This is a genomic window from Thalassospira sp. HF15 (assembly GCF_011806525.1).
In the GTDB taxonomy this organism is placed as follows: Bacteria; Pseudomonadota; Alphaproteobacteria; order Rhodospirillales; family Thalassospiraceae; genus Thalassospira.
Genome location: NZ_JAAVKI010000004.1, coordinates 522,413 through 537,665 on the forward strand (window position 1 = coordinate 522,413; position 15,253 = coordinate 537,665).

15 protein-coding genes are annotated in these 15,253 nt (G+C 55.3%); 5 read left to right on the forward strand and 10 right to left on the reverse strand.

Annotation, left to right across the window (positions count from 1 at the left end):
- Positions 1–4 precede the first annotated feature (4 nt).
- The 3 genes from HED22_RS11855 to HED22_RS11865 all read right to left on the reverse strand — a co-directional run bounded on the left by HED22_RS11855 (position 5) and on the right by HED22_RS11865 (position 3,109).
- A complete protein-coding gene (locus HED22_RS11855) occupies positions 5–1,438 on the reverse strand; it encodes a sigma-54 dependent transcriptional regulator (protein WP_167722363.1) in 1,434 nt (477 codons plus the stop codon).
- 138 nt (positions 1,439–1,576) lie between these two features.
- Entirely contained in the window at positions 1,577–2,335 is a 759-nt protein-coding gene (locus HED22_RS11860; protein ID WP_167722365.1) for an SDR family oxidoreductase, read from the reverse strand.
- Positions 2,336–2,374: 39 nt separating this feature from the next.
- Entirely contained in the window at positions 2,375–3,109 is a 735-nt protein-coding gene (locus HED22_RS11865) for a sulfite exporter TauE/SafE family protein (RefSeq protein WP_167722368.1), read from the reverse strand.
- Positions 3,110–3,305: 196 nt separating this feature from the next.
- Between HED22_RS11865 and HED22_RS11870 the strand changes: the two genes are divergently transcribed.
- On the forward strand, positions 3,306–4,625 hold the full coding sequence (locus HED22_RS11870) for an aminotransferase class III-fold pyridoxal phosphate-dependent enzyme (RefSeq protein ID WP_167722370.1): 1,320 nt from the start codon (positions 3,306–3,308) through the stop codon (positions 4,623–4,625).
- A 124-nt stretch (positions 4,626–4,749) separates the two neighbouring features.
- Here the strand turns inward: HED22_RS11870 and HED22_RS11875 are convergent, their stop codons facing one another.
- A complete protein-coding gene (locus HED22_RS11875) occupies positions 4,750–6,264 on the reverse strand; it encodes a PLP-dependent aminotransferase family protein (RefSeq protein WP_167722373.1) in 1,515 nt (504 codons plus the stop codon).
- 235 nt (positions 6,265–6,499) lie between these two features.
- Between HED22_RS11875 and HED22_RS11880 the strand changes: the two genes are divergently transcribed.
- From HED22_RS11880 to HED22_RS11895, 4 genes are all read left to right on the forward strand, one after another.
- On the forward strand, positions 6,500–7,642 hold the full coding sequence (locus tag HED22_RS11880; RefSeq protein ID WP_167722375.1) for an extracellular solute-binding protein: 1,143 nt from the start codon (positions 6,500–6,502) through the stop codon (positions 7,640–7,642).
- Positions 7,643–7,784: 142 nt separating this feature from the next.
- Complete coding sequence (locus tag HED22_RS11885) at positions 7,785–8,882, forward strand: ABC transporter ATP-binding protein (RefSeq protein ID WP_167722377.1); 1,098 nt, start codon at positions 7,785–7,787, stop codon at positions 8,880–8,882.
- Between the two features lie 13 nt (positions 8,883–8,895).
- The gene (locus HED22_RS11890; protein ID WP_167722379.1) at positions 8,896–9,816 is read left to right on the forward strand and encodes an ABC transporter permease; all 921 of its coding nucleotides are present in this window, start codon (positions 8,896–8,898) and stop codon (positions 9,814–9,816) included.
- Complete coding sequence (locus HED22_RS11895) at positions 9,813–10,973, forward strand: ABC transporter permease (protein WP_167722381.1); 1,161 nt, start codon at positions 9,813–9,815, stop codon at positions 10,971–10,973. The genes HED22_RS11890 and HED22_RS11895 overlap by 4 nt, the downstream gene beginning before the upstream one ends.
- An 83-nt stretch (positions 10,974–11,056) precedes the next feature.
- Here the strand turns inward: HED22_RS11895 and HED22_RS11900 are convergent, their stop codons facing one another.
- Genes HED22_RS11900 through HED22_RS11925 form a run of 6 tightly spaced genes read right to left on the reverse strand, consistent with a single transcriptional unit; the run spans position 11,057 to position 15,214 of the window.
- Entirely contained in the window at positions 11,057–11,452 is a 396-nt protein-coding gene (locus HED22_RS11900) for a RidA family protein (RefSeq protein ID WP_167722383.1), read from the reverse strand.
- The gene (locus tag HED22_RS11905) at positions 11,445–11,876 is read right to left on the reverse strand and encodes a thioesterase family protein (RefSeq protein ID WP_167722385.1); all 432 of its coding nucleotides are present in this window, start codon (positions 11,874–11,876) and stop codon (positions 11,445–11,447) included. The genes HED22_RS11900 and HED22_RS11905 overlap by 8 nt, the downstream gene beginning before the upstream one ends.
- A 1-nt stretch (position 11,877) precedes the next feature.
- A complete protein-coding gene (locus HED22_RS11910; protein WP_167722387.1) occupies positions 11,878–12,567 on the reverse strand; it encodes an ABC transporter ATP-binding protein in 690 nt (229 codons plus the stop codon).
- A 1-nt stretch (position 12,568) separates the two neighbouring features.
- Positions 12,569–13,318, reverse strand: a complete 750-nt coding sequence (locus HED22_RS11915; protein WP_167722389.1) for an ABC transporter ATP-binding protein — start codon at positions 13,316–13,318, stop codon at positions 12,569–12,571.
- Positions 13,311–14,297, reverse strand: coding sequence for a branched-chain amino acid ABC transporter permease (locus HED22_RS11920; protein WP_167722391.1), 987 nt, complete (start codon positions 14,295–14,297; stop codon positions 13,311–13,313). Before HED22_RS11920 ends, HED22_RS11915 begins: the two co-directional genes overlap by 8 nt.
- Positions 14,297–15,214: a branched-chain amino acid ABC transporter permease gene (locus HED22_RS11925; protein ID WP_175581207.1), complete on the reverse strand. Its 918-nt coding sequence runs from the start codon at positions 15,212–15,214 to the stop codon at positions 14,297–14,299. Before HED22_RS11925 ends, HED22_RS11920 begins: the two co-directional genes overlap by 1 nt.
- Positions 15,215–15,253 lie beyond the last annotated feature (39 nt).

Below are 15,253 nucleotides of genomic sequence, written 5' to 3' on the forward strand. Positions count from 1 at the left end.
TCTGTCATTCCTGTTCCCAGCTTGCGCATTTGCGGTCAATCGTCTTGCGCGATACCCCCAAGCGCCTTGCGGCTTCGTTACGATTGCCGTTGGTCTTGTGCAGCATCGCCAGAATGTGACGACGCTCCATCTCGTCCAGGGTTTCATCGTGCTCGGCCTGTACCCCTTGATCGGCAAGTTCTTCTCGGAACTCGGCGGGGAATTTGCCAAGGATCAGGGTCCGTTCGATCAGGTTGCGCAATTCACGTACATTGCCCGGCCAGTCATAACGCGTCAGCCCGGCACGAACAGCCGCATCCATTGGCACCTCGCGCACACCGAGCTGCTTGGAAAGCTTGGTCATGAACAATTCCGCCAGTTCAAGGACATCATCGCCGCGCGCCGCAAGTGGCGGCATTTCGATATGCATGACATTGATGCGATAAAACAGATCCGCGCGGAAACGGCCCGCTTCGACTTCGGCCTCAAGGTCGGCATTTGTGGCAAAGACAAAACGCAGATCAACAGGGGCTTCGCGTTCCGAGCCCACCGGACGGATCCGACGGCTTTCAATTGCGCGCAAAAGTTTGCTTTGCGTTGCCAGTGACAATTCACCGACCTCGTCAAGAAACAGGGTGCCGCCCTGCGCATGCATGAACAGACCATCGCGCGCGGCCTGTGCGCCGGTAAAGGCGCCTTTGATGTGGCCAAACAATTCCGCCTCGATCATTTCGGACGGAATGGCGGCACAGTTGATCGGGACAAAGGGCTTTTCCGCGCGATCAGAAAGCGCATGCAGCGAGCGTGCCGTGACTTCCTTGCCCGTCCCGCTTTCACCGGAAATCAGGATAGAGGTCGGCAGCGGTGCCACACGGGCAATGGTTTCACGGATTTCCTGAATTTGTGACGAATAGCCAATCAATTTGTCCCGCAACAACACATGATCGGATGTCGCACGCAGTTCGTGGCGCAGGACATGGTTTTCACGGCGCAACCGCATTCGATCGAGACAGCGCGCCACCGCGTTCAAAATCTGGTTGGAACGAAAGGGCTTCAGGACAAAGTCGACCGCGCCGGCACGAAGCGCCTTGATCGCAGTATCGAGATCGGCATAGGCCGTCATCAGGATAGCGTCAGAGAAAAAACCGATCTCGCGCTGTTCGGTCAGCCACTCCACCCCGCTTTTGCCGGGCATGATGTTGTCGAGAATCACGACATCAAAATGGTGTTCATCGAGAAGGGCGGTGGCTTCTTCGCAGTCGGCGGCTTCTTCGACCCGCTTGGCCCGCGGACCAAGGGTACGGACAAGGAAATTGCGCATGCCCGGTTCGTCATCGACGACCAGAATGGATGCCTTTTCAAGCCACGGGCCGAATTCAGGACCCGGCCCATTATAGCCTGCGTCATTGCCCGCAGGCGGCGCAGTCCGGTCCGACGAACCCAGAACGGTCGATCTCATAATGCCCCTCCGCTGAAACATGCTTTTTATTTTTTCAAAGCTTAGTTCAGCGGAAAGAGAAAAGCAAAACCGTTGATGGTGGCAACCTCATTACAAGGAAAGGTTGCACATCACCAACGGAATAACCTGTTTTGCGACCTAGCCTTCCTTGCGATGGATGGCAAAGGGTGACCAGCTTTGGCTGACCGGCATAACTTCAAGCGAGTTGACATTCACATGCGCTGGAAGGTTGGCGACCCAGAAGATGCTCTCGGCAATGTCTTCGGGCTGGATCGGATCCGCCCCATTATAGAGCTTGTCATAAGCTTCTTGGTTACCGCCGGTACGAACGAGGGTAAATTCACTCTCACACAGACCTGGCTCAATCGAGGTCACCCGCACACCGGTGCCCGCCAGATCGCAGCGAATACCAAGCGAGAATTGCTGCACAAAGGCCTTGGTCGCACCATACACATTGCCGCCCGGATAGGGCCAGTTCGAGGCGATAGAGGCCAGATTGACGATGGCCCCTTTGCGCACGATCAGCTTATCAAGCAGGATGCGTGTGATTGCGACCAGCCCCTTGGTATTGGTATCAATCATCGTCATCCAGTCTGACAGATCGCAATCCTGTGCCGGGCCGGTGCCCAATGCCAGGCCAGCATTGTTGACCAGAAGATCGACTTCCGCGAAATCGGCAGGAAGGCTATCAATCGCCTTCTGGATGGCATCGGCATCCTGAATATCAAAGCACAGCGCATGCGCAACCGATGCCTCGCCCAGTTCAGCAACCAGTGCATCAAGACGGTCGGCACGACGCCCGGTGATGATGACTTTCCAGCCTTCCTTGACAAAGCGGCGGGCCGTTGCCGCGCCAAAGCCAGAAGTTGCGCCGGTAATGAGTGCTGTTTTGGTCATGGGAATCTCCGGTGGTTTAATTCAAACGTATTGAGGGGCTCACAGACCAATCGCGATGGTCTGAACGAACCCGATAATGGCGATGATAACGAGGCTTGTGGCGCAGACGCGGCGCCAAACAGCTGCTGACATCCGGCGATAGATCATCTCGCCGGGGAAATAGGCGATCACCGCAATCAGCAACAATGGCAAAACAAGCGGGATGAAATCGTCTGGCAACATGCCCGAGGCCGCCCGGGTGATAAATCCAAGCACATCGACCGAGCCAAAATAGATCGCAAGCGTGTTGCGCACCCGGACATCCTGCGTGCCACCTGCCAGAAGCCAGGCGGCGACCAATGGGCCACCGACTGCAAAACCCGACATCAGGATCCCGACCGAACAGGCCAAAAGGGCTCCGATGATAAAATGGCCCATCCATTTTGGCGGATGATGCAGCATGGCAACCAGTGCAGCCACCGCAATAGCAAGGTTGGTGGCAATCCGAATGGTCTGATCATCGAGTGAAAAGGCGACATAGGGTCCGAGTACCGCGCCCAAAAGCCCAAAGGTCAAAAGGATCGTGCATGCGCGCCAGTCGACCTTGGCCCGATCAAAATCACGCAGGATCAATCCCGTCAGAACAATGTCGATAACCAGAATGACCGGTGTGGCCGTTGCCGGAGCAAGTACCGTTGACAAGCCAAGCGCCGCAAGCAGCGCAAAGCCGAAACCGGTGACTCCACGAAACAGGGCAGCAACCGCGACAACCATGCCAGACAAGATCAGTTCCATGGAATTCCTCGTTGTTACAGACCTGAATTACGCCACTGTCTGCCCCGACAATAGAGCCACAACAGCCCTTTTAATGGAGCCACATAGCCATCTGGACCTAAATATTGTCGAGTTCTGGCACTAACGCTGTGTCGGGGGACGGGTTTAGCTAGCAGCATAATATTTCCGCCCCACACTCTTGCCGACAGGAGCCAGCATGAACGTGTCCGTCAAGCCGAACATGACCAACCATTGGATGCCCTTCACCAACAACCGTCTGTTTCAAGAAGAACCACAGATGTTTGCCAAGGCAGAAGGCGTAAAGTACTGGACACCGGAAGGCCGTGAAATTCTGGATGGTTCATCGGGTCTGTTTTGCTGTGCGGCTGGCCATGGACGGCCGGAAATTGCCGATGCGGTTTACAAGCAGCTGAGCACGCTGGACTACTCACCGCATTTCCAGCGCGCCGCCCCTGTTTCGTTCGAATTTGCCGAAAAGCTGGCTGGTATTCTGCCCGATGGTCTTGATCGTGTTTTCTTTGCCGGATCAGGTTCCGAAGCCGTTGATACTGCAATGAAGATGTGTCTGGCCTATCACCGCGCCACCGGTAACGCACAGCGCACCCGCTTTGTTTCGCGTTCGTGGGGCTACCATGGTGTGAACCTTGGCGGTACGTCGCTTGCGGGCATGGTCAATAACCGTCGCGATTTTTCGGGCATTACCTGTGACGTTGTCCATATGCGCCACACCTGGACCGAAGAACAGAAATTCACCCGTGGTCAGCCGGAAACAGATGCTGATCTCGCCGATGATCTGGAAGAAATCTGCAAGACCTATGGCGGCGATACCATTGCGGCGGTCTTTGTTGAACCGATTGCCGGTTCAATTGGCACCATTGTGCCACCCAAAGGTTATCTCGAGAAGCTTCGCGCGATTTGCGACAAATACGGCATCTTGTTGGTATTTGATGAAGTGATTACCGGTTTTGGCCGAACAGGTTCTGCTTTCGCCTCCCAGGCATTCGCAGTCAAGCCGGACCTGATCACTATGGCCAAGGCACTGACCAACGGCGCGATTCCAATGAGTGCGGTTGCCACCAGTGCCGAAATTCAAGGGGCTGTGTTTGAAGCGGCGGGCGACGCGGATCGTCCGGAATTCTTCCATGGCTATACCTATTCAGCCCATCCGGTAGCGTGTGCTGCCGGCATTGCGGCACTCGATATCTATGCCAACGACAACCTGTTTGAACGCGCCAAAACCCTGTCATCGCACTTCCTTGATGGTGTGTTTGGCCTGCGTAACCTGCCCCATGTCAGCGATCTTCGCGGCTATGGCATGATGTCGGGTATTCAGCTGACACCGGGCGATGCACCGGGTGCCAAAGGAAGCTGGGCCCAGCGCGCGCTGTTTGACGAAGGCCTGCATGTCAAGGCTACCGGGGACGCGATTATCTTCGCCCCCGCCTTTGTCAGCACTGAACAGGACATCGATGACATGGTTGGCATCCTTCAGAAGGTTCTTGGCCAGCCAATGTAATCGCCCCATAGGGGGGGTACAAATTCCGGTCTCGGGGGAGTGGGATCGGGATTAGGGTCCAAACTCATTCTCATAATTGCCCCGGCAACTGAGTGAGCTTGGCCCCTAGGGATCGCCATACAGTTTACTGTGCGGCGGTCCCTTTCCTGTTTTCCGCCAGTACCGCCATGATGGCATTGCGCAATTGGGTAATCCCCGGTGCGATCTGATCACGTTCGATCACGGCAAATCCAAGCCGCAGGCGATTGCGCGGAGCGCTATCAGGATCGCAATAATGCACATCCCCCGGTTCGACCAGAACGCCCCGTTTGGCTGCCTCTCGATGCACCGCCCACGCATCCATGTCACCCGGCAACTTCACCCAAACCGCCGACCCACCGGTTGTCGGGGTTACATGCAATTCAGGAAGTTGACGGGCAATTTCATTTTGCATCAGTTGCCATTTCTCCGACAGCCGATCACGCGTGCGTCGCAGGTGTGAGTCCAGATGACCTTCCCCGATAAAAAGCGCCATCGCGCGCTGATCCTGCGCGGATGGATGACGGTAATTCAGACGGCGTAGTGCGCGCAATTCCTTGATCAGTTCACTGTCGGCGAGGATGTAACCAATCCTGAGGCCCGGGAACATCAGTTTGGTCAGACTGCCGATATAGATGATGTGACCGGAATTATCGTAGCTTTTTAGCGCCGCGCGCTGATGACCGAGATAGTTGAGCTCGTGCTCGTAATCATCCTCAACCAGAATGAAGTCATCCTTGCGCGCCCGTTCAACCAGCTGCAAACGGCGATCCAGCGACATGGTGACACTTGTCGGGCACTGATGCGACGGCGTGGTATAGACCATGTCGCAGTTTGACAGTGCCGATGAGTTGGCAAGACCTTCGCTGTCAATCGGAAGCGGGCAGATATCCGCCCCAGTCGAGGCAAAAATATTGCGCGCATCAACATAACCCGGATCTTCGACACCCACCGTGCGCCCCCGCCCGGCCAGCAACTGCCCAACCAGATACAGGGCATTCTGCGCGCCAATGGTGATCAGCAACTGTTCCGGATGGGCGCGCAATCCCCGATGCGGCAGAATACGGGTAATGATCTGTTCAAGAAGTTGCGGGTCATCCATATCAACCTGATCACCAACCCAGCTTTGAGAATGGGCAAGTGACCCTGCCAGTCGCATCGAATCGCGCCAGCGCGAAATGGTTGTTTTGTCCGGTGAAACCTGCCCGTAAATGAACGGATAGGGGAAATCCCGCCAGTTTGCCGGTTTGACGATGTTGCGTGCCTCTGTCGGGCGAAACTGCAAATGGCGTCGCCAAAGATCGGGATCGCGTTCCTTTGAAAACAGCGAGGCGGTGCGCGTGTCCACACTCAGGCGCAGTTGTTGGCGGATATATTGTTCATTGACGAAATGCCCGCGCCGCCAGACCGCTGTCAGATATCCATCATCAAGAAGCCGTTGATACACCAGCACCACCGTGTTGCGCGACACCTTGAGTGCGGACGCCAGATCACGGGTTGATGGCAAGGGTTCATGCGAGGGCAGCCTGCCTTCCAGAATCGCATCGACAAGCCCCTGATGCAGCTGTTGCTGCAGGGTCTGACCGGCAATTGCCGGGTCCTCAAGTCGGATGTCGAGCATCGGGAACACGCCTTTTACTTCGGCACCGCAGCACGTTTATCGGCGTGGCACCATAGTTTTTGCCTTGTGGCTCTATTACTAGAGTAACCGGCAGATATACCATTTTGTCAATGCGATAAAGCAGGAACAAGAATCGCGATCATAATGCGGTCGGTTCAGGGAAGTTATGTCCACCAGGGAGGCGCATGGTGCGCCGCACATAAGGGTAAAATCCCGGCTATCAGGAGACATACGGATGACCAAGTTCAATTCCGGCCCCAAACTTAACCGGCGCACACTTCTTAAAGGATCGCTTGCCGCCGGCTCGGCATTCGCAATGCCTGCGATTATCAGCAAAAAAGCACTCGCTTCGTCGGGCGAAATCAACATTTTGATGTGGTCCGATTACCTGCCGGAAACGTTCCTCAAATCGTTTACCGATGCAACGGGCATCACCGTGAACTACACCGGCATCGGTTCGAACGAGGAAATCATCAACAAGATGAAGGCTTCCAAAGGTCGTGGCTTTGATATCGTGTCGCCGACCAACAACCGTGCCCTTCAGTGGAAGGCACTGGAACTGCTTCAGCCGTTCGACATGTCCAAAGTCGCCATCGAGGCCGTCAACCCGGCAATGGCGAAAATCGGCAGCACCGATTGGGCATTCGAAGCTGGCACCACCTATTGGCTGCCACACATCTGGGGCACCGAGGGCATGGCATGGCGTACCGACCAGTTCCAGCCGGACGGCACCTTCCCGTCCTATGGTGATGTCTGGGCCGAAGAAAACGCTGGCAAAACCATGGGCCGTGCGCATTCCATGATGCTCGGTGCTGGTCTTTACATGGAAACCATCGGCGAACTGGCACCGGGTTCGGTCTGGAAAGCCTACACCTCAGAAGAGGAAATGCGCCCTGTTTGGGACAAGATCACCGAATGGTGCATCGCGCGCAAAGGCAATATCAAACTGATCTGGAACGATGCCGACACCCAGAAGAACGGTCTTCTGAACGAGGGCGTTATCGTCGGTCAGACCTGGGATGGCCCGCCGCTTGCCCTGAAAACCGCAGGTGAGCCGGTCATGTACCGTGCACCGAAAGAAGGTGCCTTGGCATGGGTCGATGGCCTTGCACTGCCGACTGGTGCCGAGAACATCGAACAGGTTTATGAGTTCATCAAATATGCCTACATGCCGGAACTGGCAGGTGAGGCAATTGACCATCACGGTTACAACTCCCCGGTTCTGGGTGCCGACAAGTTCGCTGGCGAAGCCTATGCCAAGAACTTTGCCGATGCCTATCCGGGCGAAGCACTGGCCAACCTCAACCCGTGGCCGTCTGAACCGCAGTGGTATGCCGACATGCGTACCGAGTATGTGAACCGCTTCGAAAGCGCTTAAATCCGATTTTGGGGCGGCACGACTTGGCGCGTGCCGCCCTTTTTGGGTTTTCGGCCTGATCCATTTCAAACAACAATAATTCCGGTGTCGCCTGTCATTTCGGTGATCGGGGCTTTGACGTTTTCAGGGGGTTGTCAGTTCTATGACCAAAGAAGTTTCGCTTGAGCATGTCTGGGTGGAGTTCGGCGAATTCACCGCTGTCCATAAAGCAAATCTGAACATCGCGGGTGGCGAGTTCTTTTCATTCCTTGGCCCGTCGGGCTGTGGCAAGACAACACTACTGCGCTGTATTTCCGGTTTTCAGGAACCCACACGCGGCAAGGTCAAGATCGGCGGTCAGGACATGCGCGGTGTCGGACCGAACAAACGGCCCACTGCCCTTATTTTCCAAAACCTTGCGCTTTTCCCACTGCGTTCGATTGCCGACAACATCGCCTTCCCGCTGGAAGTGCGCGGTGTTGACAAGAAAACCCGGCGTAAACGCGCTGATGAGTTGCTTGAACTGATTGCCCTGCCTGGTCAGGGCGACAAAAAGGTCAGCGAGCTTTCCGGTGGTCAGAAACAGCGCGTTGCGATTGCGCGCGCCCTTGCGGTTGAACCGGACATCCTGCTTCTGGACGAACCACTTTCGGCGCTTGACCTTAAACTGCGTCAACACATGCGCACAGAATTGCGCGCCATTCAAAAACAGGTTGGTCTGACCTTTATCTATATCACCCACGATCAGGGTGAGGCGCTGACCATGTCAGACCGCATTGCCGTGATGAACAAGGGCAAGATCGAACAGATCGGTGATGGCAAGGCGATCTATGATCACCCGACAACAAGCTTCGTGGCATCCTTTGTCGGTGAAAACAACGTGCTTGAAGCAACGGTTCTTTCCAATGACGGCAAGGCGATGCAAGTTGATGCCGGTCTGGGAACACCATTTACGGTCGAAAACCATCCGGCGGGTGGACCGGCCTTGGCACCCGGCGATGCGTGTCATCTGTTCGTGCGTCCGGAAGCCCTTCGGCTATCAAAGGACGAAAGTGCCATCAATCAGTTCAGCACCAATTTCGTCACCGAAGAGTTCGAAGGCAACATGCGCCACATCGTGATGAACGCGAATGGCAAGGACCTCAAACTTTCGCTGATCAATGATGGCACCAACGCGATTGATGCCAATGCCCCGGTCAAACTCGATTTCGCACCGGAAATGGGCATTGCGCTCAAGCCGGGCGAATTGGCCAGCGCGTAAGGGGGCCCGTATCATGCGTGATCTTTTTTACGATCTTGTCAGACGCAACGGGATGGCGGTTTCGATCTATCTGATGCTTGCTGTCAGCCTTTGGGTGTTCATCTTGATCATCCTGCCGCAGTTGACCATGCTGGACTATTCGTTCCGCTTTAACCTGCCACCGGCCAAAATTGGTGGACCGGAAGACGTTTATACCCTTGAGCAATATCGATACTTCTTCCAGGGAAGTGGCGCTTCGGACGGGTTTAACGCCCTTGATATCGGCATCCTGTTCAAAACATTGCTTGCGGCGGTGTTTGTCACAGTTTTCGATTTGATCATCTGTTACCCGGTTGCCTTTGTTCTGGCGAAATCTTCAACCGGTGCCAAGGCACGCTTGCTGGTTCTGGCCCTTATTGTCCCGTACTGGATCAACGAAATCCTGCGTGCCTTTGCATTTCGTATTCTGTTTGGCGCGACGGGCGTGATCAATGAAACCGGCATGGGGCTTGGGCTTTGGGATACACCGATTGACTTTATCCGTCAGGATGTCGCGCTCTATGCCGGGTTGGCCTATGCCTACATCCTTCTGATGATCTTCCCGCTTTATAACGCGATTGAAAGCCTTGATCGCAACCAGATCGAAGCGGCGCGTGACATGGGGGCAAGCTGGTGGCAGGTCCATGCCAAGGTGGTCATTCCCTACGCCAAGCCGGGAATTGCATCCGGCATGACCATGGTCTTCATGCTGACATCCGGCGCACTTGCCGCACCGCAAATTTTGGGTGGCCCATCGAACCTGTGGTTCACGCAGCTGGTCTATCAATGGTTTAACTCCGGCGGCAACTGGCCGCGCGGGTCGGCCTACGCGATGGTCCTTCTGATTGTTTGTATCGCGCTTGTCCTGCTGGTGATGCGCCTGTTCAAGGTTTCGATCGGGGAGATCAAACAATGAAGATGAAATCCCCGACTGCATTGATACCCGGTCTGTATCTGACCCTGTTCTTTGCCTATTTGTTCGGACCGCTGATCATTATGGTGATCACTGCGTTCAACTCATCCACCTTCCCGCGCGTGTCACCTTGGGAATGCTTTACCACCGACTGGTTTGGCAAACTTGCAAGCGATGACAAGCTTCTTTCCGGTCTTGGCAATTCGCTTTTGATCGGGGTTGGTGTTGTGTGTGTTGCCATCCCGATTGGTCTGGCTGCGGCGATCACGCTTTCGCAGGTTGGGCCTAAATTGCGGGCAGCGCTTTATACGATCTTTATTGCCCCCATTCTGGTTCCGGGCGTTGTGATTGGTCTTTCGACCCTGATTTTCTGGGACCGGATTGGCACATTGTTCAATGCGCCCTATGAGAGTTTCTTCTATGACGGGACGTTCCTGACGATCTTTGGTCAGGTCACCTTTATCGCGGCCTATTCGATGCTGGTGTTCCTGTCGCGCATTCAGCGGTTTGACACCACGCTCACCGAGGCGGCCCTTGATATGGGGGCAACCCCGACGCAGGCCTTTGTTAAAGTGCTTTTGCCGTTCATGGCACCGGCAATTGGTTCGGCCACGGTTCTGGCGTTTCTGGCATCGCTTGAAAACTACAACACCACGGTGTTTACGATTGTCTCAAGCAGCACCTTTACCACCGTTCTGTCATCGAAGGTGCGCTATGGTCTTGATCCATCGATCTCGGCTGTCGCGGTAATCATTATTGCCATCACCCTGATCGGGGCGATCATTTATGAATGCCGTAATCGCTATCACACCAAGGGCTGGGCACATGTGATTGCCGAACGTCCGGCTTTGAAAATCGCAACCCATCCGGGAACGATTGCTGCGATCTTGGGTGTTCTGACACTTGCTGCCGTTCTGTTCATCCAGAACCATGATTCAAGTGTCTGCACGGCTCAGATCCTTGAAGAAAAGCGTGCTCTGCAGCAAAAGCTGATGGAAGAGCAATCATTGAACACGCAGGAACAAACTGTTCCGGCACCGACCATGCCCAACCTTGGCCCAGTCGGTGGTGATGAAGGTGGTGCGTCGGCGCCAAGCCCGTTTGGCAGCAACATCTTCTCGCCCGAAAACCTTGGGACAAGTGCGCCGGACGGCCAGTAAAACGGGCTTCCCGGCAACCTGACCAACAAAAAGGGCAGCACATCATGTGCTGCCCTTTTGCGTTAAGAAGCGTGAAATCGTAATCAGGACGGGATGGCGGCGGTTGCCTCGATCTCGACCACCGCTTCGTCTTCGACCAGTTCCTTGACGACGACCATGGTCATGGCCGGGAAATGCTTGCCAAGGATACGTTGATAGGCCTGCCCGACTTCGCGCTGATGGGCGAGATATTCCTTCTTGTCGGTGACATACCAGGTCAGACGGGCAAGGTGTTCCGGTTTGCCACCGGCGGCTTCGAGAACGGCGACAATGTTTTTAAGCGCCTGTTCCATCTGTCCGACAAAATCCTTGGCAACAAAGACCTGGTCTTCGTTCCAACCAATCTGGCCGCCAATGTAAAGTCGTGCGCCATCGGCCAATACGCCGTTGGCATACCCCTTGGGCTGTTTCCATCCGTCTGGCTGAATGATTTTATGCATTGTTTTCTACCACTTGATTGATTTCTTTTTCGATTTTGGCACGCAAATCATCTGGCCATGCCACTGACTTTCCGGCCCCGTGCTTTGTAAAGACCAGGGTCACGGTTGTTTTCAGGCGTTGCTCGGCACCTGACCGTGCGGTGATGTCCAGTTCAAGGCTGGACCGCCCGATCCGCGTTGGGACCAGACAAAATTCCAGAATATCGCCAAGCTTGCTTGGTGCGGTAAAAGCGATACTCAGGGCTGCGGTCGGAACAGCCACCTGCATCGGGCCATGCATGGTCGGAAACCCGAACCCGATGACCTGATCAAACCATTCCTCGACCGTGGCATTCACCATCTCGAAATAGCGAGGATAAAAAACAATCCCCGCCGGATCGCAATGTTGAAACATGACTTTCTGTTGATGGGTGAATGCCGCCATGTCAGACCCCCAGATACCGGTCGGCAAGGTCGTCGGTCAGCTCATTCACCGCCCCGGTCCAAGCCGTAATGCCCTTCTCGACGATCACATAGCGATCGGCGACACCCGAAAGTTCCTTAAGCGACTTGTCGACGACAAGGATCGTCAGACCCGATGCTTTAAGCTGATTGATCGCCGCCCAGATTTCCTGACGCACGACCGGTGCCAAGCCCTCGGTTGCTTCATCAAGGATCAGCAAACGCGGATTGGTCATCAGTGCCCGACCAATTGCCAGCATCTGTTGTTCGCCACCAGAAAGGGTCAACGCCTTTTGATCGCGCCGTTCGGCCAAACGCGGGAAAAGCCCCGCCACCCTGTCAAAATCCCATTCGCCCGGACGGGCCGCTGCGATCAGATTTTCGGTCACACTCAGTTGGGCAAAGCACCGGCGCCCTTCTGGCACCAGACCAAGGCCAAGGCGGGCGGCCTTATGTGATGGCATCTTTGCCAGATCCTGCCCAGCAAAGCGGATCGAACCATCACGATGATCCATCATGCGACAGATGGTCTTGATCGTTGTCGTCTTGCCCATGCCGTTGCGGCCCATGAGTGCCACCGCCTCGCCCTCATTGAGTGACAAATCAATGCCAAACAGGGCCTGCGAAGCGCCGTAAAAAGCAGTCACGCCACTCAGTTCGAGAAGTGCAGTCATATCAGGCGTCCTCCCCGAGATAGGCACGTTTGACATCATCATTGCCGCGAATTTCATCAACCGTGCCAGTGGCGATGATCCGGCCATAGACCAGAACCGAAATCCGGTCTGCCAAGGCAAAGACCGCATCCATGTCATGTTCAACCAAAAGGATCGGAGCCTGTGAGCGCAATCCATCAAGGAAACCGGTCAGACGTTTGGAACCTTCCGGCCCCATCCCGGCCATCGGTTCGTCCAGCAGGAACGCCTTGGGTTCAAGTGCAAGGGCGACCGCCATTTCAAGCTGGCGACGTTCGCCGTGCGATATATCGGCAGCACGCATTTGCGCCCGATCTGCCAATCCAACCCGTTCAAGCTGCGCCATCGCCGGTTCGACCAGCGACTTGTCACCCAGAACCGGCTTGAAGATCCGGAATATCTGGCCACTGACCGATTGGCGCGCCAGCATGACGTTTTGCAGGACCGAGAATTCCGGCATCAGCGATGACACCTGAAACGTTCGCGCAAGCCCCATACGCGACCGTGCCACCGCATCAAACCCGTTGATGTTCTGACCGTCGAAATGAATATCGCCACTGTCAGACTTAATCTCGCCCGCGATCTGTTTGATCAAGGTCGATTTACCCGCCCCGTTCGGACCGATCAGAGCGTGGATTTCACCCGGGCGCAAATCAAGCGTGACATTGTCACTGGCCAGAAGCGATCCGAACTGTTTGGTGACATTGGAAAGCGAAAGAATGGCATCAGACATGTTTACGCTCCCCCGCCAGAACACCGACAAGTCCACCGCGTGCAAACAGCACGACCAGAAGCAACAGGACACCCAGCGGCAACTGCCAGAATTCCCAAACACCCCCCAGAAGATGTTCCAGAATGATATAAAGGGCCGCCCCAGCAAGCGGGCCAAACAAACGGCCTACCCCGCCCAGAATGACAAACACCATGATTTCACCGGACATATGCCAGGACAGCATTGTCGGGCTGACAAAACGATTGAGGTCAGCATAAAGCGCCCCGGCAAGGGCAGTGATCATTGCCGAAATCACAAAGGCGACCAGACGAATGCGAAACGGCGCAATACCAACGGCGGTCATGCGTTGCGGGTTCTGCCGCGCGCCCTGAAGGGCGAGCCCGAAGCGAGAGCGGATCAGCACGGCCGAGAACACCATCGTAATCGCCAGCATCACGGCACAGAGCGCAAAGAAGCTGATCGGATCAAGGGTATTGATGCCCGGGAAGCCATTGCGAACATAAATCGACAACCCGTCTTCACCGCCGTAGGCAGGCCAGGAAATCGCGAAGTAATAGATCATCTGCGCAAAGGCCAGCGTGATCATGATGAAATAGACCCCGCTTGTCCTAAGCGTGATCGCCCCGATTACCAGCGCAATCAATGCCGACGCGATCAAGGCAACAATCCAGATGACAATCATCTGGGTCGTGCCTTCGATCAGGAACGGGCTTTCCATGATCGGCTCATAATTCAGCGCATGGCTGGCAAGGATCCCGGCCGCATAACCGCCAATGCCAAAGAACGCCGCATGGCCGAACGACACAAGCCCGCCATAGCCAAGCACAAGGTTAAGCCCGACACCTGCCATGGCAAAGATCGCAACCTTGGTGGCAAGAGTAATGATGAAAGGTTCATCCATGCCAAGCGCGATCAGCGGTACCGCGACCAGCGCAAAGGCAAGAATGGTATTAATCAGAAATTCGCGGTTCATGGTCATCAGGAAGTCGCCCCGAACAGACCGCTTGGCCGCAGGAACAGAACCAGCGCCATCACGATATAAATCAACATGGATGCCAGTGCCGAGCCAATGGCCGTGGCACTTGACGGATCAAGGAAGGTTGCAAAGGCGTGCGGCAACAAAAACCGGCCCATCGTATCGGTAAAGCCAACCAGCAGGGAACCAACCAGGGCCCCCTTGATAGAACCGATACCGCCGATGACGATCACGACGAAGGCCAAAATCAAAACCGGCTCGCCCATACCAACCTGCACCGATTGGGTCGTACCGACAAAGGCACCAGCCAACCCGGCCAAGGCCGCGCCAAGGGCAAAGACAATCGTGTAAAGTCGATCAATGTCGACACCAAGGGCTGCAATCATGCCACGGTCAGCCTCGCCCGCACGGATACGGATGCCAAGACGGGTTTTACCAATCAGCAGGAACAAACCGGCGGCGACAAGAAGCCCGGCCACAATAATGGCCAAACGGAAAATAGGGTATTGCGATCCGCCCGGCAGGATAACGGTGCCGGTCAGAAAATCGGGAACACTTAAAAACAATGGGAAGGATCCGAAAATCCAGCGTGTGCCTTCGGAAAAAATCAAAATAAGCGCAAAAGTCGCCAGAACCTGATCGAGATGATCACGATTATAAAGACGGCGAATAATCAACATTTCGACCAGCGCACCGGCGATGGCAGCCGCCATCAGGCTGGCAACAAGGCCGAGCCAGAACGAACCGGTCCACGCAGCCACAGCGGCACAGGCAAATGCACCAACCATATAGAGCGAGCCATGGGCCAGATTAATCAGCCCCATCACGCCGAAAACCAGCGTCAGACCCGATGCCATCAAAAACAGCATCACCCCGGACTGAAGGCCGTTTAGCAGCTGCTCCAGAAAAAGAGAGAACATTATTGGAAACTCCGTCACAAGGTGGTCGGGGCCGATGAC